Source organism: Citricoccus sp. GCM10030269, from assembly GCF_042665635.1.
GTDB lineage: Bacteria > Actinomycetota > Actinomycetes > Actinomycetales > Micrococcaceae > Citricoccus.
In genome coordinates this window covers 33,284-58,781 of the sequence record NZ_JBHTCV010000001.1, presented here as the reverse complement: position 1 = coordinate 58,781, position 25,498 = coordinate 33,284, and the positions used below count along the sequence as shown (strand labels likewise).

25 protein-coding genes are annotated in these 25,498 nt (G+C 66.8%); 18 read left to right on the top strand and 7 right to left on the bottom strand.

The genetic code is table 11. The features are described from left to right. Positions 1-444 precede the first annotated feature (444 nt). On the top strand, positions 445-2,418 hold the full coding sequence (locus ACFQQD_RS00275) for a DUF222 domain-containing protein (RefSeq protein ID WP_378085007.1): 1,974 nt from the start codon (positions 445-447) through the stop codon (positions 2,416-2,418). Between the two features lie 147 nt (positions 2,419-2,565). On the opposite strand, the gene ACFQQD_RS00270 is transcribed toward ACFQQD_RS00275, so the two are convergent. After that, positions 2,566-3,972, bottom strand: a complete 1,407-nt coding sequence (locus ACFQQD_RS00270) for a sigma 54-interacting transcriptional regulator (protein ID WP_378086060.1) — start codon at positions 3,970-3,972, stop codon at positions 2,566-2,568. A gap of 101 nt (positions 3,973-4,073) precedes the next feature. Between ACFQQD_RS00270 and ACFQQD_RS00265 the strand changes: the two genes are divergently transcribed. Both ACFQQD_RS00265 and ACFQQD_RS00260 read left to right on the top strand, forming a co-directional pair. Continuing rightward, the gene (locus ACFQQD_RS00265; RefSeq protein WP_378085005.1) at positions 4,074-4,751 is read left to right on the top strand and encodes a histidine phosphatase family protein; all 678 of its coding nucleotides are present in this window, start codon (positions 4,074-4,076) and stop codon (positions 4,749-4,751) included. Then, a complete protein-coding gene (locus tag ACFQQD_RS00260; protein ID WP_378085003.1) occupies positions 4,748-5,449 on the top strand; it encodes an SCO1664 family protein in 702 nt (233 codons plus the stop codon). The genes ACFQQD_RS00265 and ACFQQD_RS00260 overlap by 4 nt, the downstream gene beginning before the upstream one ends. A gap of 71 nt (positions 5,450-5,520) precedes the next feature. Here the strand turns inward: ACFQQD_RS00260 and ACFQQD_RS00255 are convergent, their stop codons facing one another. Beyond that, positions 5,521-6,324 carry a SurA N-terminal domain-containing protein gene (locus ACFQQD_RS00255; RefSeq protein ID WP_378085001.1) on the bottom strand — a complete coding sequence of 268 codons (804 nt, stop codon included), beginning with the start codon at positions 6,322-6,324 and terminating at the stop codon, positions 5,521-5,523. Positions 6,325-6,494: 170 nt separating this feature from the next. On the opposite strand from ACFQQD_RS00255, the gene ACFQQD_RS00250 reads away from it, so the two are divergent. The 4 genes from ACFQQD_RS00250 (at position 6,495) to ACFQQD_RS00235 (ending at position 9,891) form a co-directional block, all read left to right on the top strand. Continuing rightward, positions 6,495-6,896, top strand: coding sequence for an ArsR/SmtB family transcription factor (locus ACFQQD_RS00250; RefSeq protein ID WP_378084999.1), 402 nt, complete (start codon positions 6,495-6,497; stop codon positions 6,894-6,896). Between the two features lie 43 nt (positions 6,897-6,939). Continuing rightward, positions 6,940-7,998: an SRPBCC domain-containing protein gene (locus ACFQQD_RS00245; protein ID WP_378084996.1), complete on the top strand. Its 1,059-nt coding sequence runs from the start codon at positions 6,940-6,942 to the stop codon at positions 7,996-7,998. Positions 7,999-8,128: 130 nt separating this feature from the next. Then, entirely contained in the window at positions 8,129-8,923 is a 795-nt protein-coding gene (locus tag ACFQQD_RS00240; RefSeq protein WP_378086058.1) for an alpha/beta fold hydrolase, read from the top strand. A 41-nt stretch (positions 8,924-8,964) separates the two neighbouring features. Next, the gene (locus tag ACFQQD_RS00235; RefSeq protein ID WP_378084994.1) at positions 8,965-9,891 is read left to right on the top strand and encodes an NADP-dependent oxidoreductase; all 927 of its coding nucleotides are present in this window, start codon (positions 8,965-8,967) and stop codon (positions 9,889-9,891) included. 19 nt (positions 9,892-9,910) lie between these two features. Here ACFQQD_RS00235 and ACFQQD_RS00230 read toward each other — a convergent pair whose 3' ends face one another. Next, complete coding sequence (locus ACFQQD_RS00230; protein WP_378084992.1) at positions 9,911-10,750, bottom strand: patatin-like phospholipase family protein; 840 nt, start codon at positions 10,748-10,750, stop codon at positions 9,911-9,913. Between the two features lie 190 nt (positions 10,751-10,940). Between ACFQQD_RS00230 and ACFQQD_RS00225 the strand changes: the two genes are divergently transcribed. Beyond that, positions 10,941-11,363 (top strand): VOC family protein, encoded by a 423-nt coding sequence (locus tag ACFQQD_RS00225; protein WP_378084990.1) that lies wholly within the window; start codon positions 10,941-10,943, stop codon positions 11,361-11,363. Here the strand turns inward: ACFQQD_RS00225 and ACFQQD_RS00220 are convergent. After that, the gene (locus tag ACFQQD_RS00220) at positions 11,343-12,407 is read right to left on the bottom strand and encodes a DUF808 domain-containing protein (protein ID WP_378084988.1); all 1,065 of its coding nucleotides are present in this window, start codon (positions 12,405-12,407) and stop codon (positions 11,343-11,345) included. The genes ACFQQD_RS00225 and ACFQQD_RS00220 overlap by 21 nt on opposite strands. 245 nt (positions 12,408-12,652) lie before the next feature. Here ACFQQD_RS00220 and ACFQQD_RS00215 point away from each other — a divergent pair, with 245 nt between their 5' ends. Then, positions 12,653-13,186, top strand: a complete 534-nt coding sequence (locus ACFQQD_RS00215; RefSeq protein ID WP_378084986.1) for a PACE efflux transporter — start codon at positions 12,653-12,655, stop codon at positions 13,184-13,186. A gap of 23 nt (positions 13,187-13,209) precedes the next feature. Here ACFQQD_RS00215 and ACFQQD_RS00210 read toward each other — a convergent pair whose 3' ends face one another. Further along, positions 13,210-14,103, bottom strand: a complete 894-nt coding sequence (locus tag ACFQQD_RS00210; RefSeq protein ID WP_378084983.1) for a patatin family protein — start codon at positions 14,101-14,103, stop codon at positions 13,210-13,212. A 31-nt stretch (positions 14,104-14,134) separates the two neighbouring features. Here ACFQQD_RS00210 and tpx point away from each other — a divergent pair, with 31 nt between their 5' ends. Beyond that, complete coding sequence (tpx, locus tag ACFQQD_RS00205; protein ID WP_378084981.1) at positions 14,135-14,635, top strand: thiol peroxidase; 501 nt, start codon at positions 14,135-14,137, stop codon at positions 14,633-14,635. Positions 14,636-14,647: 12 nt separating this feature from the next. Next, on the top strand, positions 14,648-15,958 hold the full coding sequence (locus tag ACFQQD_RS00200) for a S1C family serine protease (protein WP_378084979.1): 1,311 nt from the start codon (positions 14,648-14,650) through the stop codon (positions 15,956-15,958). Positions 15,959-15,977: 19 nt separating this feature from the next. On the opposite strand, the gene ACFQQD_RS00195 is transcribed toward ACFQQD_RS00200, so the two are convergent. Beyond that, entirely contained in the window at positions 15,978-17,270 is a 1,293-nt protein-coding gene (locus tag ACFQQD_RS00195) for an MFS transporter (RefSeq protein WP_378084977.1), read from the bottom strand. A 39-nt stretch (positions 17,271-17,309) separates the two neighbouring features. Beyond that, positions 17,310-18,113, bottom strand: a complete 804-nt coding sequence (gene zupT, locus ACFQQD_RS00190; protein ID WP_378084974.1) for a zinc transporter ZupT — start codon at positions 18,111-18,113, stop codon at positions 17,310-17,312. A gap of 32 nt (positions 18,114-18,145) precedes the next feature. Between zupT and ACFQQD_RS00185 the strand changes: the two genes are divergently transcribed. The 7 genes from ACFQQD_RS00185 to ACFQQD_RS00155 are packed head-to-tail and all read left to right on the top strand — an operon-like array spanning position 18,146 to position 25,419. After that, the gene (locus ACFQQD_RS00185) at positions 18,146-19,267 is read left to right on the top strand and encodes a serine hydrolase domain-containing protein (protein ID WP_378084972.1); all 1,122 of its coding nucleotides are present in this window, start codon (positions 18,146-18,148) and stop codon (positions 19,265-19,267) included. Positions 19,268-19,296: 29 nt separating this feature from the next. Next, complete coding sequence (locus ACFQQD_RS00180) at positions 19,297-22,449, top strand: DUF4040 family protein (protein WP_378084970.1); 3,153 nt, start codon at positions 19,297-19,299, stop codon at positions 22,447-22,449. A 1-nt stretch (position 22,450) separates the two neighbouring features. Then, the gene (locus ACFQQD_RS00175) at positions 22,451-22,843 is read left to right on the top strand and encodes a sodium:proton antiporter (protein ID WP_378084968.1); all 393 of its coding nucleotides are present in this window, start codon (positions 22,451-22,453) and stop codon (positions 22,841-22,843) included. Beyond that, complete coding sequence (locus ACFQQD_RS00170; protein WP_378084966.1) at positions 22,840-24,414, top strand: proton-conducting transporter membrane subunit; 1,575 nt, start codon at positions 22,840-22,842, stop codon at positions 24,412-24,414. The genes ACFQQD_RS00175 and ACFQQD_RS00170 overlap by 4 nt, the downstream gene beginning before the upstream one ends. Beyond that, the gene (locus tag ACFQQD_RS00165; RefSeq protein ID WP_378084964.1) at positions 24,414-24,797 is read left to right on the top strand and encodes a Na+/H+ antiporter subunit E; all 384 of its coding nucleotides are present in this window, start codon (positions 24,414-24,416) and stop codon (positions 24,795-24,797) included. Before ACFQQD_RS00170 ends, ACFQQD_RS00165 begins: the two co-directional genes overlap by 1 nt. Then, positions 24,794-25,072, top strand: a complete 279-nt coding sequence (locus ACFQQD_RS00160; protein ID WP_378084962.1) for a monovalent cation/H+ antiporter complex subunit F — start codon at positions 24,794-24,796, stop codon at positions 25,070-25,072. The genes ACFQQD_RS00165 and ACFQQD_RS00160 overlap by 4 nt, the downstream gene beginning before the upstream one ends. Next, positions 25,072-25,419 (top strand): monovalent cation/H(+) antiporter subunit G, encoded by a 348-nt coding sequence (locus ACFQQD_RS00155; RefSeq protein ID WP_378084960.1) that lies wholly within the window; start codon positions 25,072-25,074, stop codon positions 25,417-25,419. Before ACFQQD_RS00160 ends, ACFQQD_RS00155 begins: the two co-directional genes overlap by 1 nt. Positions 25,420-25,498: the final 79 nt, after the last annotated feature.

Here is a 25,498-nt window from a genome sequence, read left to right as displayed (position 1 = left end):
CGAGCCATCGGACGTCGGCCGGCGAGCGTCGGGGTGGCGCCGTCGCGTTCACCTGCCACTTTACGACGTCGGCCGTCCGGCGTCGCGTGTTCGTCCGGTGGGGTCTGGTGCCGCCGAGTCCAGCGGGTTCGACCGCCGATAGATCACCATCTGCCGGCAGGTATCGACGTGCCCGGCTTCCGCACATCCGCCCGGCTTCCGCACATCCGCCCGGCTCCTGCACACCCGCCCGACTCCTGCACACCCGCCCGACTCGCGACCGTTCTCCACAGTTTGCTCTGCGGTCCTTATCGTGTCCGAAGGGTGTGTTCGAATATATGTACTAGAGCGAGACGGTGCGCGGCAGTAGCAGACAGCGCGAGGCAGCGCAGCAACGGCACGCAACGGACAGCAGCGGCCGGCAGCGGCCGGCATGAGGCAGCACGAGGCGAGGAGGTGGCGGGAATGGTGACCGTGAATACGGACGAGCTGTCGTCGGTGAGTACTGCCGCGCTCCTTTCCTGCGCCCAGACGATGGCTGCAGAGTTGGCCGCCCGTGCGACCGATCCGGAGTGGCTGAACACTGTCGAGTCGTTCCAGCCCGGGGCGGACCACGATGGCGACGGAGCGCTCGATCGTTCCGGCGAGTGGGGCATGTATGCCGGTGCCGACAGTCCTGGCCACCATGATCTGACGTCCTATGAGGGGCACGCCGATGTGAGGCCTGTCGATGAGGGGTCTGTCGATGAGGAAGGTGACGGGCGAACTGATGACGCGGGAACCGGTGACGCGGGAATCGACGCAACTCCGCCGGAAGGGTCGTTGCCCATGGTCCAGTTGGGCGTCGAGCAGCTGGCCAGGTCAGTCGATGCCATCCGCACCGCGCTCGCAGGGCACACCGATCGTCTCTTCGACCAACACGAGACGCGGCAGGAGATCCTCGGCATCGCACCGGGAAAATGTGCCTATCGCAATGCCGCGGAATACCTCCAGGAGCATTTACGGATTCATCGGCGAGAGGCGCAGCGGCGAATTCGGCGTGCCGGCCAGGTGATGGCCACGAAACATCTGGACCAGTCGGGAACGATCGCTCCCAAGATGCCGTTCGCCGCCGAAGTCGTCGATCACGGGCAGGCGGACGTCTCAGCCGTCGACATGGTCGTCGAGACTCTCACGTCCGCCCGGCAGGATGCGTCGCGAGCCGGTGCGCCGGGGCACCTGGTGGATCAATTGCTGCACGACGGTGAACAGGTGCTCGTCGCTCAGGCCAGGGATGTGGACCCGCAGACGCTGAAAAAGATCTGCGCCTATTGGCGTCAACGTTTCGATGCGGTGGCCGATCCGGATGGGACCGAGCCGACGGAGGCCCAGGCCAACGCCGCTCAGGGGCTCTTCTATCACGGCCGTGGGGAAGCCGAGTTGCATCGGTGGTCACTGTTGGCCACTGACGCCCAGCATGAGGTTCTCAAGACGGTCGTGTCTGCGGCGTCCAATCCCCGCAGGACCGAGCAGCAGCCTGGCGAGGGCTCAGCGACGTGGGGTGAACACGTGGACGAAGCAGAACCCCTGGACGGGCGGAGTCGTGCGCAACGAGAGCTGGATGGGCTGGTCAGCGCCCTCAGCGGTGCCCTGGCCCTCGTCCGTCCCAGCTCCACCCGTCTCAGTTCGACCCGTCTCAGCTCGACCCGTCCCGGCTCCGCCCGTGCAGGCTCCACACCTCGCGGCGACCAAGACTCAACCGCGCCTCATAGGACGTGCGTTCAACCCGGTACGGGCAACGCCCCGCCCGGCGCAGACGCGGCCCTACCTGGCGCAGACGCGGCCCTACCTGGCGCAGATGCGGCCCTACCTGGTGCGGTCAGTCACGTGCCGGGTGCGGCCGGCCTGCTCCTGCCCGACGTCGGCGGGGGAGGTGCCCGACCACAGGTGCTGGTCACCATTGATTACGAGACGCTCAGCGGACAGCTGGCGAATGCGAGTGGCCACCCCACGGATCGGCTACTGGCTTCGACTGCCTACGGAGGGCCGGTCAATCCACAGACCATCCGGACGCTGGCCTGCGACGCAGACCTGATCCCCGTGGTCCTCGGAGGCCAAGGCGAAGTGCTGGATGTCGGCCGGTCTCAACGCCTTTTCAGTCGGAAACTCAGACGCGCCATCACCGCGCGGGACGGAGGATGCGCGGCACCAGCGTGTTCGATTCCGGCACCCTGGTGCGAGGTCCACCACATCGAACACTGGGAGCATGGTGGGCCCACGTCAGTCGAGAACGGGGTCATGCTCTGTTCTCATCACCACCACACCGTTCATAACGGAGCCTGGCGGATTGACGTTCGCGGTGGGATTCCGTGGTTCATCCCGGCCCGCTACCACGACCCGTATCAGCGGCCACGCCGAAACCTCTACTGGCGGCCGGGCGATCTGCCTGAGGCCGCATGAGGCGGCCCGAAGCGGCCCGAAGCGGCCCGAGGCGGCCTGAAGGGGCCTGAAGCGGCCCGAGGCGGCCCGAGGCGGTCTGGTGTGGCCCGGGGTGGGCTGAAGCGCCAGGGTAGGACTGACTCGCCCGACCTGGCGGCAGGCTCTTCCTCAGCCGTATACCGTTTCTCCGTCACCGGATTCCTTCGAGAGTTCACGGGCCAAGTACAGCCCCTCGAGGGCCAGCTCGATGGCGCCAGCACGCTGCCCATCAGAGGCAGCCGAGGTCTCCGAGTCGGCACCGGCCAACCGTGCGGCAATCTCGTCGTACAGCTGCGGGTCGTCCAACTCCGGAAGATCGGCGAGGAACTCAGCGGCGGTGACGCGTTCACCGGTCGTCGTGGTCCGGCGTCCGTCGAAAGCCTCGACGAGGGGAGTGAAATCCAATCCGCCGAAGTGCTCACGTACGGCTTGTGCAGTGGCCGTGCGCAGCAGGTGTTCGAGGATGTCCTCCTCGCGGCCCTCTTCTCCGGATTCGAACTCGATCTTGCCGCCCAAAACCTCGACGGCCGACTCCACGTCCACCAGCCGGGCCACCGGATCGTCATGGCGTGCGGTGGCCCGGTGTCGAGCGGCCGCTGCAATCGTCTCGGCACCGGCGATCGCGAAGCGAGCCGAGACTCCGGAGGCCTGATTGACCGCGCTGGAGGACCGCAAGGCCCGAGTGAACCGGGCCAGGATCTCCAGGATGACCTCCGGAACCTCTGCCGTGAGGTTGGCCTCTTGCCGGATCACGGAGATCTCGTCGTCGATTTCAATCGGGTAATGAGTACGGATCTCGGCGCCGAAACGGTCCTTGAGTGGCGTGATGATGCGGCCACGGTTGGTGTAATCCTCCGGATTGGCCGATGCCACGACCAGCACGTCCAAGGGCAGTCGCAGTACATAGCCGCGCACCTGAATGTCCCGCTCCTCCATGACATTGAGCAGGGCGACCTGGATCCTCTCGGCCAGGTCCGGCAGCTCGTTGAGGGCGACGATGCCGCGATTGGCCCGCGGGACCAGGCCGTAGTGGATGGTTTCCGGGTCCCCGAGTCTCCGGCCCTCCGCCACTCGCATCGGGTCGACATCACCGATGAGGTCAGCCACGGAGGTATCCGGCGTCGAGAGCTTTTCCACGTACCGCTCGGAACGGTGCCGCCACGCCACCGGCAACCGGTCGCCGTCGTGCGCGGCACGGTTCCGGCTCTCCGTGGTGATGGGGTCGTAGGGGTGCTCATGGAGTTCGGAGCCCGCAATGACGGGCGACCACTCATCGAGCAGACCGCTCAGAGTCCGCAGTAGCCGGGTCTTGCCCTGTCCGCGCTCGCCGAGCAGGACGACGTCGTGACCGGCGATCAGGGCCCGCTCCAGTTGGGGAATGACGGTTCGGTCGAAGCCGTGGACCCCGGGCCACGGATTCTCGCCGGCGGCCAGCGCGTGCAGCAGATTCGTTCGAATCTCCTCACGCAACGATTTCTGCTCATGCCCGGAAGCACGCAGTTCGGCCACAGTATTGATTTCAGGAGGGGTGCCCATGCCCTCACCGTAACGGCGGGCGCCACCGCCGTCGAGAGTGTTCCGGGTCACGGCGGTCGGCGTCCGTGACGGAAGCACAGCGTCGGCTTAGGCTGACACTGATGGCGACCGACGACACAACAGACAACACCCCCACTCCACCGACCACGTTGATTCTGCTGGTCCGGCACGGTCAGACGCCGACCACTGGACGGGTGCTGCCGGGACGTGCCCCCGGACTCCATCTTTCCGATGCTGGTCGCGAGCAGGCCGATCGCGTCGCCGGTCGCCTGGAGGCTCTGCCCATCACCGCCATCTATTCGTCGCCCTTGGAGCGGACCATGGAGACCGCCGGCCCGACGTCGGCCCGTACGCAGGTGCCCATCGTCCAGGACGAGGGATTGGTGGAAGGGGACTTCGGAGACTGGACGGGAGCCAAGCTCACCGATCTGTACGGGAAGCCGGAATGGAAGACGGTCCAGCAGGAGCCGTCGCGCTTTCGATTCCCCCAGGGGGAGAGCTTCGTTGAGATCCGCGACCGGATGGCCGGCACGCTGGAACGGCTACGGCGGGCCCACGACGGGGGAACCGTGGTGTGTTTCTCGCATGCGGACCCCATCCGTGTGGCCGTGTCCGATGCCCTGGGCACACCGCTGGACCGGTTTCAGCGACTGAGTATCGGCCCGTGCTCCGTGTCCGCCATCTCCTACCAAGAGGGTCGTGATCCCGTGGTGTTGACGGTGAATTCGTCGACACAGGAGTCGCTAGCCCAGTTCAGGTCGACGTCGGGAACGTCATGACGGGGGAGGAAGCGCTCGAGCTCCTCACCCACGGAGGCATCGAGCTGCTGGGGCAGCTGGCCAACAGCAGCAACGAGACGTTTCTCATCGAGCTGACCCACGATGATCGGCAGCACTGGGCGATCTACAAACCGGAGCTGGGTGAACGACCTCTGCGGGATTTCCCGCCGGGCCTGTATCGCCGCGAGCGGGGAGCCTACCTGTTGAGCGAGTCCTTGGGATGGGGCATCGTGCCACCGACCGTGGTGCGCGAAGAGGCGCCCTTCGGCATCGGCTCACTTCAACTGTTTGTGGAGCACGACCCGACGCAGCACTACTTCACCCTCGTCGCCGAGCCCACCATCCACGCGCAGTTGCGCCAACTGGCGCTCTTCGACTTAGTGGCCAACAACGCCGACCGCAAGGCTGGTCATGTGCTGCAAGCCTCGGACGGTCGGCTGTGGGGCATTGATCACGGGCTCTGCTTTGCGGCTCCGTTCAAGCTCCGTACGGTGCTCTGGGATTTCGCAGGCGAACCGGTCGACGCCGGCCTGCTGGCCGACGTCGCGCCTCTTGCCGACGCTGTGCCGGACGAGGTCGCCGAACAGCTCAGCTGGTTCGAAGCCGAGGCTCTCCGCCGCAGGGTCGGGGAACTCCTGGAACTGCGGGAGTTCCCCGACGACCCCACGGGAATGCGGTTTCCCTGGCCCCTCGTGTGACGGGGGCGGCCAGGGAACCAGAGCTCTGAGCAGATCTGGGCAGTTCTGTTCAGAGCGCGATCAGAGGTTGATCAGAGCTTGACCTGAACGTCGGCGTCCTTGCGCAGATCCTCGATCTTCGCGGCGAGCGCCTCATTCTCCTTCTGGGACTTCACCTGCTTCTCCAGCTCGGGCTTGAGCTCCTCGAAGGACGGTGTCTCGGCAGAAGCGCTGGCGCCGTCCTCGGCCGGTGGCTGAGCGGCCTTGGTCTGCTCGTAGAGTTCCTTCAGCTCTTCCTCTGTCGGCTCCTCGATGTCCATCTCGGCGATGGACTGGTCCAGTAACACCTGCTTCTTGGCGTCTGAGCGCAGCTGATCCTCGCTGTAGCCCTGCTCCTTGAACTTGGCGACGAGTTCGTCGACCGACTTCACGCCACTGGACTCGGCCGTCTTCTCGAGGAAGGCGTTGACCTTCTCATCGTCAGCGGAATGGCCTTGAGCTTCTGCGTCCTGAACCAGCAGCTCAGTACCGACCATGGAGTCAGCCAACTGCTTCTTCATGTCGTCCTGATTCATCTCCTGACCGGTCATCTGAGACTGCATGGCCATCTGCTGGAACTGGGCTTCGTAGGCACTCGTGAATTCTTCGCCGGTGATCTCCTCGCCGTTGACGGTGGCGACGACCTCCGGCACGTTCTTGACGTCTGGTTCGGGCATCGAGGGCTGCCCTTCTGACGGCGCCGCCTCGGCACCCTCTGAAGCCGGCTGTGACGCCGAGGCACTCGCGCCCTGATTGCCGTTTTCTCCGGCAGAGTCGCCGGTCTCTCCGCCGCCGCAGGCTGCGAGACCCAGCAGGGACCCGACCAAGGCGACGCTGGTCAGCAGTTTCTTCCGCATGGCGATTACCGTCCTTTCGATGGTGGCCTGCGCAACATAGCAACCGAGGCTGGATACCACGGTCAGCGTCTTGCCAGGAGGTGTTCAGGTCGTCAGCCTGTTGACGTGCACGCGTTCCATGTCGTCCAGACCATTGACCGGCTCACGACTGCCCGCTAACGTACAACCATATGGTTGTAAATAAATCAGCTGTCTCGAAGGCAGCTGGCGCGCCGTTCGGCGACGCGGCATCCCTGGGCGACGACGAGGTGGACCGGATCTTCCGGGCCTTGGCCGACGCGACCCGCAGGGACATCGTGTGGCGAACCCTCACGGAGGCACAATCCGTCTCCGCACTGGCCGACGAGTACGACATGTCCTTCGCGGCCGTCCAGAAGCACGTCTCAGTCCTCGAAGCGGCAGGACTCGTGAACAAGAACCGTCAAGGCCGCGAGCGTCTCGTTCGCGGCAATCCCGAAACCATCCGCACGGTCCAATCACTGCTGGACCGGTACGAATCTCTCTGGCGTCAGCGGATCGACCGTTTGGACGCCTTGCTGGCGGACGATCCTCAGGACGACAACTCCACCTGACTCTTTTGACACCTGACTCTCTTGACACCTGAAAGGTACGACCATGCCTGTCACGAATGTTTCCCAGGACCCTCAAGCCCTGACGATGACCGTCGTCGCAGATTTCCCCGTTTCCGTTCGGCGGCTGTGGGACGCCTACGTTGATCCACGCCAGATCGAGAAGTTCTGGGGACCGGTCGAGTGGCCGGCCACGTTCACCCGCCACGACGTGTATCCCGGCGGTGAATCGCATTACTACATGACCGGCCCGGACGGGGAGAGATCAGGCGGCTGGTTCGAGTACCTGGCTGTCGATGAGGGGCGCTCCTTCGAAGTCCTGGACGGGTTCGCCCGAGAGGACGGCACTCGTGACCCCGAGTCGCCGGTCATGCGCATGGTGTTCGAGTTCGAAGAGACCAGCACAGAGACCGGTACAGGCTCTCGACTCATCAACACCACCTACTTCAACTCGGCCGAAGAGCTCGAGCAGATCCTCGGGATGGGGATGGAAGAAGGCCTGCTCTCGGCCATGAGTCAGATCGACGACGTGGTCGCCGACCTACAGTCCTTTGCCGCGGGTCGGGCCGTGGACACCCAGCTCATTGGCGACAACCAGGCACGGATGAGCCGGGTGATCCGCGGGCCGGTGGAAGAGGTCTGGAGGGCGCACCACGAGCCGGAGCTGCTGCGGCGGTGGCAGCTGGGGCCCGACGGTTGGACCATGCCCGTCTGCGAGGTCGGCACGTCGGTGGGGGACACCTACCGCTTCGTCTGGGAGAAGGCTGACGCAGGGAAGGACGCAGGGAACGACGGCGGCGAACGGTTCGGCTTCACCGGCACGGTCCTCGAATCCGCACCACCGCATCGGGAAGTCACCACCGAGGCCATGATCGACGGCGACACGAACAGCGGCGACATGAACGGCGGCGACATGAACGGCGGTGAGAACACCTCGACCACCAACGAGATGACGCTCACATCCGTGGAGGGTGGCACGCTTCTCTCGCTGTTGGTCACGTACCCGAACGCCGAACTGCGCGAGACCATCCTCGCGACCGGCATGGCCGATGGCATGGAATCGAGCTACGCACGCCTGGAGTCCGAGGTGCTGGCCGCCCTGTAGTCCGGCGTCCGGCATCCCTTAGGCTCAGGATGTGGCTGACTATTCCTTGAGCTCCGTGCACACCGCAGTCGTCGGCGGTTCTGAGTCCGGCGGTTCTGAGTCCGGCGGCCCCGAATCACCCGGTGCGTCAGTGCCGAGCAGCTCGCCGAGCAGCACGCCCAGCAGCAACCGCGTGGTGTTTCTGCACGGACTGTTCGGGCGGGGCAAGAACTTCACCCGGGTCGCCAAGGAACTCTCGCCGGAGTACCGCTCGCTGCTGGTGGACCTGCCCAACCACGGAGAATCCGACTGGACCGACGTGGTGGACTATCGCCAGATGGCCGATTCGGTGGCCGAGACCCTCCGCGGCGACTTTGCCGCGGAGGGCCCGGTTGCCGTCGTCGGGCATTCTCTGGGCGGCAAGGTGGCCATGGTGCTGGCGCTGCGCCATCCCGAACTGGTCTCCCGACTCATCGTGGTGGACATCGCGCCGACGAAGTCCGGGGGAGAGGAAGGCGAGTTCGCCCATTTGCTCGACAGCCTGGCCGCGCTGGACCTGTCCACCGTCGAGCGTCGTTCGGACGCCGACGAGGCGCTCCAGGAGGCGATCCCGTGGGACACCACTCGGCTGTTCCTGTTGCAGAATCTGCGCAGCACCGAGGACGGTTACACCTGGGAACCGAATCTGGAGCTGCTGCGCACGTCGTTGGCGACCATCGGCGGTTTTCCCGATGCCGATGGTGCGACCTACGAGGGCCCCATGCTCTGGATCGCCGGCGGCCGTTCGGACTATGTGCGGGAGGAATACACCCCGATCATGCGGGAGTTGTTCCCCTCCACGTACAAGGTCACCATTCGCGAGGCCGGCCACTGGGTCCACTCCCAAGCGCCCGAGACGTTCGTCGAAGTGCTGCGCGAGTTCCTGGAGCGCACCGGGCAGGACTGACGGGCAGGAATAGGCGTTCGGAAACTCCTGTTGCACCGGACATGCGAGCCATGACCTATTCCCAGTACGGAGACACTGACGTTCTCGAGCTGTCTGAACTGCCTCAGCCGAAGGTCGGTCCGGGGCAGCTTCTCGTCCGAGTGACGCGCGCCTCGGTCAACCCGGTGGACTGGAAGGTGATGTCCGGCGGCCTCGACGGGATGATGGACGCCCATTTCCCGGCCATCCCCGGTTGGGACCTGGCCGGCGTTGTGGAGCAGACCGGCCCGGACACTCCGGAGTTTCAGCCCGGTGACCGCGTGGCGGCGTACGCACGCAAGATGGTGGTCTCCGGCGGAACGTTCGCCGAGTATGTAACCATTCCAGTGGAGTTCGCCGCCGCCATCCCGGACTCCGTTCCCGACGAGGTGGCCGCAGCGCTGCCACTGACGGGGCTCACGGCCCTCCGCGCCATCGAAGCACTGGACCTGTCCGCTGATGACACCGTCCTGATCCATGCGGCCTCCGGAGGCGTCGGGCACATCGCCACGCAGCTGGCCGTCGCTACCGGCGCCCGGGTCATCGGCACCGCCTCGGAGCGCAACTTCGGCAAGCTCGAGGCCGCCGGCGCCATTCCGGTCGAGTACGGAGACGGCCTCGCCGAGCGGGTGCGTCAGCAGGCGCCCGACGGCGTCACGGCGGTCGCGGACTTCGCCGGCGCCGACGTGCTGGAGACGACTCTGGCGGTGCTGAAGGACGGCGGTCGCCACGTCTCCATCACCGATTCCTCGGTGACCGAGCACGGAGGACGCTGGCTGTGGGTCCGCCCGGACGGTTCACGACTGGGCGATCTGCTGCGCCGGGTCGCGGCCAAGGAGCTCGTCGTCGATGTCGACCGGATCCTGCCGCTCGGCGAGGTCGCTGAGGCGTTCCGGATCAGCCAGGAAGGCGAGGCGCAGGGCAAGATCGTCATCGACGTCGAGCACTGAGTCCTCGTCGAGCACTGAGTCACTGACCGGCTATCCGGTCGAGCTCCGCCACCGACGCCTCGTAGGCCAGGTCCGCGCGCTCTGCCGTGTGCTCCAAGGATATCATCGCCTTGAGGCCGCGGACCTTGGGCTTTCCTCCGGTCGGCAGGACGTGGACCGTGACGCCGTCGGGCACGTGGTCCATGGCATGAGTGAAACTGTGCCGGCGCGAGATGTCCACGTAGACGTTGAGGGTCTCCACCATGGACGTCGGAACGCGGAGCTGTTTGTCCAGCTGCCCGGCCTGCAGGACGTAGATCGTCGTGGCACCCCGCCGGATCGCCTGGCCGAGGGGCACCGAGGCCACCAGGCCACCGTCAAGGTAATGCTCGTCGCCGATCCGGGTGGGCGGCAGCAAACCCGGAACCGAGGCGGAGGCGACGACGGCCGGAACCAGCGGTCCGGAGTCGAAGGACTGCTCCGCGGCCCGCTCGATCGAGGTGGCCACCGTGACGAACGGCACCGCCAGATCTTCGATCTTCGCGCCGTCCGGGAAGTGCATGGAGATCAGATCCACCAGGGGCTTGTCGGACAGGGTGTAGGTCCGTCCGCGGATGACCCGGCCCAGCTGCCGCGACCAGGACTGGCCGAAGACGGCCCGTGCCTCTTCCGTCTCCCAGAAGGACAGGATCTCCTCGGCCACGTCGGGATGGGGGTCACGGGCCACGACGGAGCCGTTGATCGCCCCGACGGAGGTGCCCACGATGAGATCAGGGGTGATGTTCCGCTCGAAGAGGGCCCGCAACTGGCCCACGTGCACGGCCCCGCGATTGCCTCCGCCGGCGATCACGAACGCGGTTCCGGATGACGTAGCTCTCACGATTCGACTGTAAGCGGACCAGTGGTCTGCACCCAACAGTCCGGATCCGTGGAACAGGTCACGTCATCCTCGCCAGTAGCAGCCGGACAGATCTCCCGGGAAGCGCAGGATCGGAGAGGGCGCAGGTCAGCGGCGCAGGGCATGCTGGTGCGTATCACCCACCGATTCCATCGAGAACGAGGAGCGCACCATGGCACCGTCGATCGCCACCTACATCTCCCTGCCCGGGACCACTGCCGAAGCCTTCGGGCACTGGCAAGAGGTCTTCGGCGGCGAACTGAACCTGATCCGCTACGGCGATATGGACCTGGAGGGCCTGCCATTCGAGCCGGACCCACAAGCGGTCGCGCACGTCACGCTCAGCGCTCCCGGCGGTGAGCTGGCCGGCGGCGACGTCATGGACGACGGCGACTACCCGGTCAAGGACACCGCCTACTCCCTGCTGTACACCGTGGACAGCCCCGAGGCCGCTCGGGACCTGATGGGAAAGCTGGTGAACGGCGGAGGGTCCGAGAACATGCCGTTCGACAAGGCCCCGTGGGGCGACTGGTACGGACAGGTTTTCGACCGCTTCGGCGTGATGTGGGCCTTCTCAGTCCCCGCCGCGAGCTGATTCGCCCGGCGCTGACTCGGTCGGCGCTGATTCGGTCGGCGCTGATTCGGTCGGCGCTGGCCGGTGCGAGCCATCGCCGCTGCTGGTGTTCTTGTCGCTGTTGTTTCCACTCCAGGGCAGGATCTTCAGCAGCGGCGTGGCGACCACCAGCACCAGAAGGCCCCAGATCAGCCCGACGACGGCCGAGCACAGAGTGTTGACGAGCCAGCCCAGCACGGCGCCCACTGCGGGGACCGAGGCGGCCGGCTCCTCGATCGCATGAACCCAGTCGTACGCGGCGTGGAAGCCCAGCTCGGACGACTGCTGCAGGAGGATATGGCCACCGACCCAGAGCATCGCGATGGTCCCGATGAAGGTGATGGCGGCGAGGATCACCGGCATGGCTTTGACGAGGGATTCCCCGAGGCGACGCGTCGCCGGCCTGTCCCGCTGCGCCAGGTGCAGGCCGACGTCGTCCATCTTGACGATCAGTGACACCGCTCCGTAGACCAGAGCGGTGATGGCGATGGCGACGACCACGAGGATCAGGGCCCGCCCCCAGATGTTCTCGGCGGCCACCTCGTTCAAGGCGATGACCATGATCTCGCACGAGAGGATGAAGTCCGTGGTGATGGCGCCCTTGATCACCTTGGCTTCGGCCTCCGGACCCTTCGCCGGAGCGGGCTGGTCGTCTTCGGGCTCGTGGTCACCGCGGAGCTTGTGCCATACCTTCTCGGCGCCCTCGTAGCAGAGGTAGGTGCCACCGAGGATCAGAATCCAGGGAATGACCCACGGAATGAACGAGCTGATGAGCAGCAGCGCGGGCAGGATGATCAGCAGTTTGTTGCGCAGCGAACCCCAGAAGATCTTCATGATCATCGGCAGCTCGCGGGACGGGTCGACGTCGGACACGTACTGAGGGGTGACAGCGGCGTCGTCCACCACCACCCCGATGGCCTTGGTGCCGGCTCTGGCTGATCCGGCGGCGATGTCGTCCACTGAGGCGGCTGCGATGCGGGCCAGTGCGGCGACGTCGTCGAGCAGGGCGACGAGGCCGCCGCTCACCGGGAGCCTCCGCGCGCGCCGAGGGAGCTGGGGCAGGAGTGCGTGGTCATGCTCAGAGCATACGACGGCGGCGTTGGCCCGGCGTAGTCGCTGCGAGTTGATAGAATGGCTCCACGGTGCTGACCCCGGGAACGGCCGGCTCGAGAGGAGCAGCCTGTCCCGCCGCGCATCACCCAGCATCCAGTTCCATGGACGCGAACCAGTAGAGGTCTTCCCATGGATTTTCGCCAGGAGGTCTCTTCACCATGCCCACTCACGCGCCGTTCACCGCATCGACCCCGACCGTCCGCCGGCAATCTCCGGCACGCCAAGCACCGATGGCACCGGGGGGACGCCGAGCCTTAGTGAGGCGCCCCGTCTTCCCGACGCCGGCCGTCCGCCGCGTGGTATATGCCGTGGTGTTCGAAGGGCTCGCCATCGGTTTCACCACCGTCATCCTCGCTTTGCTGGGCAATCCCGCCGGTGCCAGCGCCGCCGTCGGGGTGACGTCCTCCGTGGTGGCCCTATTGTGGAATCTGGTCTTCAACACCCTCTTCGAGCGCTGGGAACGTCGCTCGGGCAGCACCGGCCGGCCGGTCCGGGTGCGCCTGATGCACACGCTGTTGTTCGAGACCGGGCTGGTGATCCTGCTGGTTCCGGCCGTCGCACTGCTGCTGCAGGTCAGTCTCGTGGAGGCGTTCCTGTACGAGGCGGCGTTGATCGTCTTCTTCCTCATCTACAACGCCGCCTATGCCTGGTGCTTCGACCGGGTGTTCGGCTTGCCCGAATCGGCGCAGTAATAGCCTCTCAGCTCAGTAGCCTCTCAGCTCACGGGCAGCCCCAGGAACTCCCGGAGGGCCGGCAGTTCCCGGCGGGCCTGGGCCAGACCCATCTCATGGGCGGCCGCCAGCTTGCGGACATCTTTTTCACCGTTGGACACGGGCATCGTCTCCGGGACGAACAGGTAGGCCCGGCCCTCGCGTTCGAGTTCGAAGAGTCGCTCCCGTGTCTCGTTGTATCGCCGCCAGCGGGTGATGAGAGCCTCCGCGATCGCCGGGTGCTTGCGGAAGTACCGCTGATAGAACGCCGGGAACCGTTCGGGAGTCTTGACGTAGTCACGCTCGCGGGTCAGCACGGCGAGGAACCGGTCATGACCGGCGTCCTCGGCCGCGGACAGCGGGATGCCGCCGTCGGGGCCCAAGGCGCCGTCCACGTAGGTGCGTCCGTCCAGCTGGACCGGTGGCATCAGCACCGGCATGGTCGACGACGCCCGCACGCGCACCATCAGGTCCGCCAGAGTCGGGGTGTCCTCCCGGCCCCACCACACCGCTTCGCCCGACTCCGCGTCGAAGGCGCCCAACCGCATGGTGGCCGGATTGTCTCGGAACGTCTCCCACGGGTAGGGCAGGGCCTGGTCCGGCAGGCCGGTCTCTTCGTAGATGTACTTGGCGTTGAACAGACCGTCCCCGCGCAGGAAGGTCCGCCAATTGCCGAACTTGGGGTCGGCGGCGAAATCGACGAAGGAGTGGCGAGCTCGCCACGCGTCGCGGGCGAGATAGTTGCCGGTGTTGGAGGAGCCCGCCGAGATCCCGGCCACGAAGTCGAAGTGGATTCCCGCTTCCACGAGAGCCACCACCATGGCGGAGGTATACGAGGCCCGCATGCCTCCACCTTCGAACAACAGGGCGGTCCCGGTGATGTTGCTGCGCAGTTCCACCTCGCCAGCCTAAACCGATAGGTTGGAGCACATGGCTACTACCGCATTCAACTCCACCCCCGTCAACACCGTCGGCGAACTGCCCTCCGTCGGATCGACCGCCCCGGGTTTCGAGCTCACCGGTTCCGATCTGTCCCCGGTCACGCTGGAATCCTTGTCCGGCCGCACCGTGGTGCTGAACATCTTCCCGTCTCTGGACACCGGCGTCTGCGCCGCCTCCGTCCGCAAGTTCAACGAGTTGGCGGCGAGCCTGGAGAACACCACTGTGCTGGCCGTCTCCGCTGACCTGCCGTTCGCCGCCGGTCGTTTCTGCTCGGCCGAGGGCATCGAGAACGTCGCCACCGGTTCCGTGTTCCGGTCGTCCTTCGGCGAGGACTACGGCGTCACCCAGGCGGACGGCCCCATGGCCGGACTGCTGGCTCGCGCTGTCATCGTGATCGATCCGCAGGGCACGGTGAAGTACACCGAGCTCGTTCCGGAGATCACTACCGAACCCGACTACGACGCCGCCCTCGAAGCCGTCCGCGCCTGACCCCAGGTCACGGTGAACGAGACTGACGACGAACGGGATCCCGGTCGCTCCGCGGCCGGGATCCCGCCCTTTCCGGACCGGCCTCCCGCCGTCGGCCCGATCTATTCAGCGCCCTCAGAGCCATCAGCGCCTTCAGCGCACTACTCGTATCCGTACTACCCGCACCCCCCGCAGCGCCGCCCAGCCCGACGTCGGAGCGCCGGATTCCGCTTGATCATCACCGCGGGATTCGTGGCGGCGGCCATCCTGACCGGCGGGGTGGGCACCTTGGTGTTTCAGGAGATCCAGGATTTCGTGGCCGGGGACGCGCCGGCGCTGCCTGCTGCCGGGGACACTCCGCTCACGGAGTCACTGGAGCGCAGCCATGACGGCGTCCAGGTGGATTGGAGCGCCGGTCCAGTGCTCGATGATGAGGGTCTGGACCGGGGCATCGAGGTCACCGATGCTCCGGGCGTGCTGATGGTGGACACCCGGTTCATGCAGGGGATGGGGACCGCCACGGGAGTCGTGCTCTCCGCCGAGGGCCTAGCCGTCACCAACTATCACGTGGTGGAGGATGCCTCCGAGGTCACGGTGACGGTTGCGGATTCGGGCGACGTGTACTCGGCGAAGGTGCTGGGCCGGGACTCCCTTCATGACATCGCGGTCCTGCAGATCGAGGACGCCCCAGCCCTGCAGACGGCCTCCATCGACACCGAGAAGCCACAGCGGGGGGAGCGGTCCGCTGCCGTGGGTAACGGCGGGGGACAGGGATACCTGACAGCCGTGACCGGTGAGGTCACCGGGCTGGACGAGGCGATCGTCGCCTCCTCAGAGGTGCCGGACGACTACTCGCGACTCTCCGGGCTGATCGAGACCAGCGCCGATGTGGTCCCCGGCTACTCGGGCGGGCCGCTGGTGGATGGCAACGGACAGGTCATCGGCATCACCACGGCGGCGTCCAAGGGCGATTCGGCCGAGCAGGTCAGTGGATATGCGGTGCCGGTGTCCACGGCCCTGGACGTCGTGGAGCAGGTGCTCTCCGGTGAGGAGACCGAGACCGTCAGCATCGGGGTGGACGGCGCACTGGGCATCGTCGTGGGCACGGAGCGCGACAGGGCCGTGGTGATCGAGGTGACTCCCGGCTCCTCGGCGGATCAACTCGGCCTGCAGGCCGGCGACGTCATTCACTCGGTGGACGGCCATCCGGTGCGCTCGGGCGCAGAACTGTCCGAGATCGTCAACGACCACAACGTCGGTGACGTCATCTCTGTGGACTGGACCACCCAAGACGGCGAGGAACGCTCAGCGGAGGCCACGCTGCAAGAAGCGGTCGTCTACTGAGGCTCCCTGAGGGGACCGGTCAGGCCTGGACCTCGTCGTCCACGAAGATCCGGCCGGACACCCGCAGCCCGGCCACCGCCAGGACCACGCCGGAGCAGGCCAGCAGAATGAGCACCAGCGTCCAGTTGCCCAGGGCCGAATGGATCATCCCGACGGCCATCGGTCCGATCGCGGCGACGAGATAGCCGTACGGCTGGATGAAGCCGGAGAGCCGGGCCGTGACGTGGGGCTGGCGGCTCCGGGCCGGGATCAAGGAGATCGCGGTGGGGAAGGCGAAGCCGCCGACTCCCAGCAGGAGCGACCAGATCAGGGCCCCCTCGGCCGGCGCGATCAACACCCCCAGCCAGCCGGCGGTCGTGAGCGCACCGAAGCCGATCATCCACGGGGCCAGCGTCCGGGAACGGTCGATCACCGTGGGCATGATGAGGCCACCGATGACGCCCATCGCGGCCACGACCGCGGTGAGCGTACCGGCCAGGTTCGCATCGAGGCCGGCGTCGCGATACATCTGCGGCAACCAGCCGAACTGGACGTAGGCGTTCATCGATTGGAAGCCGAACAGGATCATGAGGAACACGGCCGTGGGGGACGTCCACAGAGGCCGGTCCGGTCGGTCCTGCGCGGGGGTGCCGGGGAAGTCGTGGCCGGTGTGGCGGGCCACGAGCAGCCACAACACCATGGGCACAGCGGCAACCACACCCCAGAAGGCCAGAGCCCAGCGCCAGCCGTCGGCGGGATCACCGAGGGCACCGGTCGCTCCGGCTGCTCCGGCGAGGGGAGAGGCGAGGCCGGAACCGGCCGAACCGCCCACCGTCAGGAACATGCTGTACAGCGTCATCAGGGCCACGGTGTGCAGGCCGCCATGGCGTTTGATCCAGGCCGGCACGAGGACGTTGCCCACGGCCATCCCTCCGAGAGCCAGCGCGGTCAGGGGCATGAAGCCCCAGAAGGACGTGGAGAACGGACGCAACACCAGTCCCAGGACCACCACGACCAGGCTGAGGGCGATGGTCAACGACAACCCGGCTCGCTGCCCCATCCGGACGGCGATGAACCCCACCAGTCCGAACATCAAGCCTGGCAGGGCGGTAAGGATGCCCGACGTGGATTCGTCGATGCTCAGGGAGCTGGACACCTCGGCCAGCACCGGGCCCAGGGACGTGGCACCGGGGCGGAGGACGACGGAGATGAACAGCACCGCCAGCATGGCCAGGCCGAAGCCGATCGTCCGAACCCGCCTCGGGCCGGTCGTGCCAGCAGAGGCCGGCGAGTCAGGAGTGTGTTCGGCGCAATCGCCCCGCGGAGTGGTCATGATTCTGTTCTACACCCGGGGTCGAGTCGCCTCGGGCGTTCAGATGCTGTTGAAAAGCAGCAGAGACACCGCCATCACGGCCATTCCCGCGACCACCCCGTACATCGCCAAGTGATGACGACCATACTCCCGGGCGGTGGGCAGCAACTCGTCCAAAGAGATGAACACCATAATTCCGGCGACGACGGCGAAGGTGACGCCCAAGGTGAAGTCGTTCATGAACGGCATCAGCAGCGCGAAGCCGATCAACGCCCCGGCCGGTTCAGAGAGTCCCGTGATGAAAGACCACATCACGGCCCGACGGCGGGACCCGGTCGCCTCACGAATCGGCACCGCCACAGCCACGCCTTCGGGAATGTTGTGCAGGGCGATGGCCAGGGCCACGGGCAGCGCCACCTGCAGATCGGTCATGCCGGCCATGAAGGTCGCGAAGCCCTCGGGGAAATTGTGGACACCGATCGCCACGGAGGTGACGGTGCCGGTCCTTCTCATGCGACGGCGTTTGAGCGCCGCGCCGGGATCGTGCACCAGCCCGGGCTCGTGGGGGTTGATGGGATCGGGCACCAACCGGTCGATGAGACCGATGAGCAGGACGCCGCCGAAGAAGGCGACCACAGCGGCCCAGGGGCCGGCCGTCTCCCCATTCGCTTCCGTCAGTGATTCCAGCGACTTCGGCAGGATCTCCATGAAGGAGACGTAGAGCATGACGCCGGCCGAGAAACCGAGGGACACCGAGAGGAACGGGCCGGAAGTCCGGCGTGGAACCACGGAGGCGAGGCCGCCGATGCCGGTGCAGAGACCGGCGAGCAGGGTCAGCCCGAACGCCAGCCAGAAGGTCTCCACGTGCCGAGTGTAGGGCCCACTACGGTGGTGCCATGGACACGACGCCGGTGCACGACCCCGAGTCGTGGCACCAGATTCTCCTGCTGGCCGGATCTCGTGGCGCCTCGGTTCAGCTGACGATCATGCATCACGGAATCACGGTCCTGGATGATGCCGTCCGGTGCCGGCGCGAGGCCCTGGGCTGGTTGTTCTCTGCCTCCAAACCCTTCACCTCCCTGCTCATCCACCGCCTCACCCGCCGAGGAGACCTCGATCTCGACGCCCCGGTGGCCGATCTCTGGCCGGAATACGGAGCCGCCGCGCGCAGGTCCAAGGCAGCGACCACCGTCCGGGAGGTCCTCACGCACCGCACCGCCCTTCCCACGGCTGGGCCCTATCCGGCCGCGGTCCTGACCATGCACCGAAGGGAAGACTCCGTGCAGCGGGTCGTGCGGGGCCGACGTCGGGACCGGCGTTTTGCTGCCCGCTCCGCGTACCAGCCGTTGGATTTCGGTTTCATCCTGGCGGAAGTGGCCCAGCGGGCAACTGGCCGCCCCTGGGCGGAACTGCTCCGCGAACTCGTCCTCGAGCCCGCCGGCCTCACCGACGTGCATCCCGGGGTTCCCGACGGCGAGTTGCACCGGTGCCTGCCCGTGGACGGCTCATGGCATGCGGTTCCGGGCGGACCGCTGGTCGCGGCCGTCGTCAATCGGCGGGACGTACGCCAAGCGCAAATCCCGGCGGCGGGGATCTCCACTACCGCGCATCAACTGGCCTCGCTGTACCAGCACCTTCTCACGGCCCCGTCCATGGATCCCGGAACGGCATCGGACGCAGCACGGGAGACAGCATCAGACCGCGAGGCGCTGTGCATGCCGAGTTCCAACGGCAGCAAGGACGCCTGGACCAGGTTGCCGACGCGGTGGGGGACTGGCATCCAGTTGGGCGGCACGGGCGAGGGCTGCCCGATGGGAGTGACCAGCACCGAGCGAACGTTCGGCCACAACGGGTCCGACGTCTGCCTCGGATGGGCCGATCCGAACCTCCATCTCGCCGTCGGTCTGGTCACGGACCGAGCCAGTGGTCACCCGGCGGACCGGCAGCTGCTCGTTCGGGTGTCGGATGCCATTCGCCGCGTCGCGACGTCGTCGTCATCGGCGGCAACCGTCCCCTGAGACGCCCCTGAATTGGTAGGGTGGAAGCCATGTCCACCGCCCTGACTCTTGCCCTCTTGGCGGTCGGGCTTCTTCTCACCCCGGTGTTCTGCCGCGGTCTCGGTCGCAATGCGGGGTGGCCCCTCGCCGGCGTGTATCTGGTGGCTGCCGTGGCCTACCTCCCGGCCCTTCTCTCGTCGAGCGGCTCCGACTCGGGACCCGGTGACTGGTCGGTGCCGTGGATCCCCGATTGGGGTGTGGACCTGGCGTTCTCGGCGGATCCCATCGGCAGTGTGTTCACGATGATCGCGCTGCTCATCGGGGCCGTGGTCCTGATCTACTCCACCCGGTATCTGGATCGCGGCATGCCGCCCTCTCAGTACCTGAGCTTCTATCTCGGCATGGCCATGTTCACGGTGTCCATGGTCGGGCTGGTGACCGCCGATGACCTCGTGGTCCTGTTCCTCTGCTGGGAACTGACCTCACTGGCCTCCTTCCTGCTCATCGCCCGCTCCGGGGACCCGGCGTTCCGCCCCTCGATGCGGACCCTGCTGGTCACCTTCATGGGTGGTCTAGCGCTGCTCGTCGCGGTGGCGCTGATCGCCGCGCGGATGGGCACCACGGACCTCGGCACCGTTCTGGCGTCCGACCTGTGGGCCACCGACCCGGCCTTCACCACGATGGTGGCCGTGCTCATCGCGCTCGCGGCCATGACCAAGTCGGCTCAGTTCCCCTTCCACTCCTGGCTGCCCGATGCCATGGCTGCCATCACCCCCGTTTCGGCCTATCTGCACGCCGCCGCGGTGGTGAAGGCAGGCATCTTCCTGCTGATGCGCTTCTCGCCGGTCTTTCATGACAACCCGGTCTGGTCGATCCTGCTGGTGACCGTCGGGCTCGTGACCTCGGCCGTCGGTGGATGGAGAGCGCTGCAGCAGTATGACCTCAAGAAGCTGATGGCCTACTCCACGGTCAGCCAGCTCGGACTCATCGTGGCGGCCATCGGTACGGGAACCGAGGCCGGCCTGGCGGCAGCGCTGATCCACACCATCGCCCACGCCCTGTTCAAGTCCGGGCTGTTCATGATGGTCGGCGTCGTGGACCACGCCGTCGGCACCCGCGACCTGCGTCAACTGCCCGTGATCCGCTCAGTGCTTCCCGCGACGTTCACCGTGACGATCCTCGGGGCGGGCGCCATGGCGGGCATCCCGCCGCTGCTGGGGTTCGTCTCCAAGGAGTCGATCTTCACGGCACTCAACGGCTGGGCCTCCGACGGCGGGGCTGCCGGAATGCTCGCGGGCTGGGCCGGACCGGTGGCGTTGGCCGGGGCCGCGATCGGCTCGGTGCTGACGCTGGCCTATTGCGCCAAGATTGTCGTGGGGGGCTTCGTCGACCCGGTCCGGGGACCTGCGGGAGATGCCGAGGGAGGTTCCGAGGGGTCTTCCGAGGGAGAAACGCACGACTCGGACTTCCATGCCCCTGGCGCGATTCTGGCGGGTGCCACCGCCGTGCCGATCCTGGTCTCCGTCGTCGCGCTGCTGGCGCTGCCGGTCCTCGACGTGGTCGTGGGCGCCGCGACGAACACCGCATTGCCCGAGGCCCACGCGCACCCGCATTTCGTCCTCTGGCACGGGGTCACCCCAGAACTGCTCACCACGGTCGCGGTGCTGGCCCTGGGGCTGGGCACGCTCGCCGTGCGGCATCGCCTGTGGCCGGCCCTGGAAGCTCATGGACTGCCCTTCAGTGGCACGTCGATCATCGAGGCCGGAATCCGGGGGCTGACTCGGCTGGGTGCCGGACTCGAGCGTCTCACCGCGCGGGACGCCGCTGTCTCCCACGCGGCCGTAATGGTGCTGTCGCTGGCCGCCATTGTCGTGCCGGGGGTGCTGATCCTCCACGCCGGCGACGGGCTGCCGCCGCTGCAGTCCAACCTCAACCGGCCGATCGACGTCGTCCTGCTGGTTCTGCTGGCCGCTGCCGCCTTGGGGCTGGCCCTGGCCAAGTCCCGGCTCGGCGCGACGGTGGCCCTGTCCGCGATCGGGGGTCTGATGACCGTGCAGATCGTGTCCTTGGGCGCCCCGGACGTGGCCTTGACTCAGCTGCTGGTCGAAACACTGACCGTGGTGGTCATCATGCTGGTGCTGCAGAAGCTGCCCCGCATGTTCCAGAAACCGCCGAAGCGTCGCGCCATTCCGGCGGCGATCATCGCGATCAGCGCCGGCCTGGCCACCGGCCTGGCGACGTGGGGACTGACGGGTCGCCGCGGTCGCTCCGAGGTCGGCACCTACCTGCTGGAGAACGGGGAGGACATCACCGGGGGCTACAACATCGTCAATGTGGTCCTGGTGGAGTTCCGTGCCCTCGACACCTTGGGGGAGCTGACCGTGCTGGGCATGACCGGTGTGGCGATCGCCGCGATCCTCTCCACGGTGCGCAATCGCCACATGGATCCGACCCTGGTTCAGCTGGACGTTCGTGAAGACAGCGGCTCAACAGGTCCTGCTGGTGATGCTGGCAGCGCTGCTCACGGCCACGTCGACGACCCGGCTGCGGATGGCTGCGCCCCTGAGGGTCCGGCCCTGGGCAGTCCGACGGCGCGCCGGGCGATACTCAGCTCGTGGGGCAACACCAGCCAGCTACAGCTCCTGGTCCGGGTGATGCTCCCCATTCTGGCGATCGTCTCCGCGATTCTGTTCCTGCGCGGTCACAACGAGCCCGGTGGCGGATTCATCGCGGCCCTCGTCGGCTCCGCCGTGGTCGGCCTGCTGTATCTGTCCACCTCCAAGGACCGGCAGATCGGACCGCCACGAGCCCCGCTCTATCTGATCGGCGGCGGGGTGATGGTCTCCGTGGCCATCGGGCTCTGGAACATGGCTTTCAAGGGGACGTACATGGAGCCGCAGCACGGTTATGTGTTCGGGCAGCACGTCTCCACGTCCATGGTGTTCGACGCCGGCGTCTACCTCACGGTGATTGGACTGATCATGCTCGCCTTCAACGTCCTCGGCACCGCACCGACGGCCGCCGCGAGCTCTGAGGGCGAGAGCACTCGCGAGCGTGTGGACGAGGCCGTGGTCGGCGAGATCGAGGGACCACTGGAGTCCGCCGTGGACGACGTCGTCGGCTCGGACACCAGCACGAAACGGGTCCAGCCGGGTACACGGCACATCTCCACCGGTAACCGTCCCAACGAATGGGGGCGCTGATATGTTCGTGTTGGCCATCACCGTCGGCGTGCTGACCACTGCGGGGGTCTGGCTGCTCTTGCAACGGGACATGGTGCGCACCATCTTCGGCCTGACTCTGGTCTCCCACGCCGCGAACTTGCTCCTGCTGGCCAGCGGCGTTCCCGGCTGGCGCAACGAGCCCCTGATGGACGTCAACACGGCGACCGACGCCGCCGACCCGCTTCCCCAGGCCTTCGTCCTCACCGCGATCGTCATCTCGATGGCGACCACGATCCTGATGCTGTCGCTGGCCGTGATCGGCCAGAACGATGATCAGGAGAAGTCCCCGACCGTCGAAGACGAACCAGCCAAACCGGCTGAGCCAGCTGAGCCAGCGGAGCCAGAAGACGAGATGGAGGCGGAACGCGCATGAACATCGCCGCATCGCTGCCCCTCTTCGTCGCGGTACCCCTGTTGTTCGCCGGACTGTCCGTGGTCCTGCGCCGGCGATCCGTGGACCGGGTCCTGATCATCGCTGTCCCGGTTCTCGTCCTGGCCGGAGCCGTCGCCCTGCTGCTGCACCACCGGGACGTGCCCGTGCTGGCCAGTGCGATCGGCAACTATCGGGGCGGGATCGCCATCCCGTTCGTCTCGGACACGCTCACCGCGCTGATGCTCGCCACCACGGGTGTGGCCACGGCCGCGTCCTGCTGGTTCCTGACTGCCTCCGGTGACTACCGTCTTCGCTTCGTCCCGGCGCTGGCCCTGATGCTGATGGCGGGAGTGAACGGTGCCCTGTTGACCGGGGATCTGTTCAACCTGTTCGTCTTCGTCGAGGTCATGCTGCTGCCCTCCTACGCTTTGATCGCCGCCACCGGCAGTTGGCGACGGTTGGGTATCGGCCGCATGTTCGTCGTCGTCAACCTGGTGACCAGCGCGATCCTGGTGATGGGTGTGGGCCTCGTCTATGGTTCAGCCGGGACCGTCAATCTGGCCGCCCTCGCGGGGCGTGCGGGGGAGGACCCGCAGGTGGCTCTGGCGGTCACCGTGGTGCTGTTGGCCCTGGCCATCAAGGCCGGTGTGGTCCCGGTCCATGGCTGGCTGCCCCGGGCGTACCCGGGAACCTCGGCCGGCATCATGGCGCTGTTCTCCGCGCTGCACACCAAGGTCGCGCTCTACGCCGTCTTCCGGATCTACTTCACCACGTTCGCTCCGGGCGGCTCTGGCGCCTCTGGCGGTGGCGCACCCCACGGCACGGCCACGACGGTCGCGGTGGTGCTGGCTGTCGTCGTGCTGGCGACCATGGTGCTCGGAGCGCTCGGTTCACTGGGGGAGAGCCGCTTCCGCGGAGTGCTGGCCTTCCAGATGGTGGCCGGCGTGGGGCACATCCTGATCGGTGCCGCGGTGGCCTCTCCTGCCGCGGTGGCGGCCGGACTGTTCTACCTGATCCACCACGTGGTGACGATGGCGTCGCTGTTGACCGCCGCCGGCGCCGTGGAGCACACCTACGGCACCGGTCTGCTGGGGCGGCTCTCGGGTCTTCTGCACCGCGATCGGCTGGCCGCGATCGTCATCGCCCTGGGACTGCTGTCCCTGGCCGGACTCCCGCCGACGTCGGGATTGTGGGGCAAGCTCGGCCTGGGGATGGCCGTGGCCGAATCCGGTGCTGACACCGGCGCCGGCTGGCCGTCGGCCGTGTACCTGATCGCCATCGTGGTGGCCTCGGTGGCGACCCTGCTGGCCCTGCAACGGTTGTGGAGCGGCAGCTTCGCCGGTCGCCCGCTGACGGGGTATCGTCCGGCGCTCGACGACGGCACGCGAGGTCCGGTGCAGGCGATCACGGATTCCGTGCGCGTCCCCGGACGGTTGTTGGCGCCGGGTGCCGTGATGATGGGAGTCTCCGTGTTGCTGTTCGTGTTCGCGGGCACGCTGATGCCCTTCGTGGATTCGGCGGCGGCCGGACTGCTGGAGACCGGACCCTACGTCGAGGCGGTGCTGCCGTGATGCGATGGCGATTCAGCTTCGTCAATATGCTCGGATACCTCGGTTGGCTGATCGGGCAGATCATCCTCGGCTCCGTGACCGTGGCGCGCCGCTCGCTGACGCCCGGTCGTTTCTCGAATCCCTCCGTGGTGGCCTTTCCTCTGCGGTGCCGAACCGACCTGGAGGTGACCTGGATGGCCTCGTCCATCACGATCACGCCGGGAACGCTGGTGGTCGGCACGGCTCACGGCTCCGACACGGAGCCGGTCACCGTCTTCGTGCATTCCGTCTTCGACCAGGACCGGACCTCGGTCCACGAGGGGCTCCGAGCCATGGAAGACCGGCTCTTGCGAGCCACCCGCGGTAGCCGGTGGACTGACGTGAACGGCGAGGAGCACTCATGACGATCGACTCCCTGGGCGATGCCCTGCTGGCCATGGCCATGGGCGTGCTGGCCTTGGCCATCCTGCTGGGGCTGTACCGTATCTACTCCGCCACCTCGGCCGCAGAACGAGCCGTGGTCGGCGACCTGGTGTTCTTCGCCTCGATCGGCATGCTGATGATCGTGGGTATCCAGATCGAGTCGGCGATCGTCCAGGACGCCGCCATGCTGGCCGCCTTCCTGGGCGTCCTGGCCACCGTGGCCCTGGCCCGTATTCTGACCCGAGGGGAGCGCTGATGACCGCCTTCGAGATTCTCGCCATCGTGCTGATCCTCTGTGGAGTGCTGTTCGTCCTCCTCTCCGCCTGGTCCATGGTCCGCGCCCGGGACGCGCTGCAGATGATGAACGTGTTCTCGCCGGCCACCGGGATGGGACTTCCCCTGGTGGTGGCCGGAGTGTTCTTCCATCTGACGGGCCGTGACGGCTTTCAGTGGTGGACCCTGCTGGTGGCCGCCTTGACCATCTACGCTTTGGTGGTCGTGTCATCCCTGGCCTCGAACACCCTGGCCCGCGCGGTGTACCAGTCCGGCGCGCCCTTGGAGCCGCGCACCGACCCCCAGGACTTGGCCGCCCCCGGCGACTGAGCCGAACACTCCTCTCCCCACCTCTTCCCCCCTCTTCTCACGCTCCTCTCACCCGCGGCTCATCACCGTCTCATTCCGG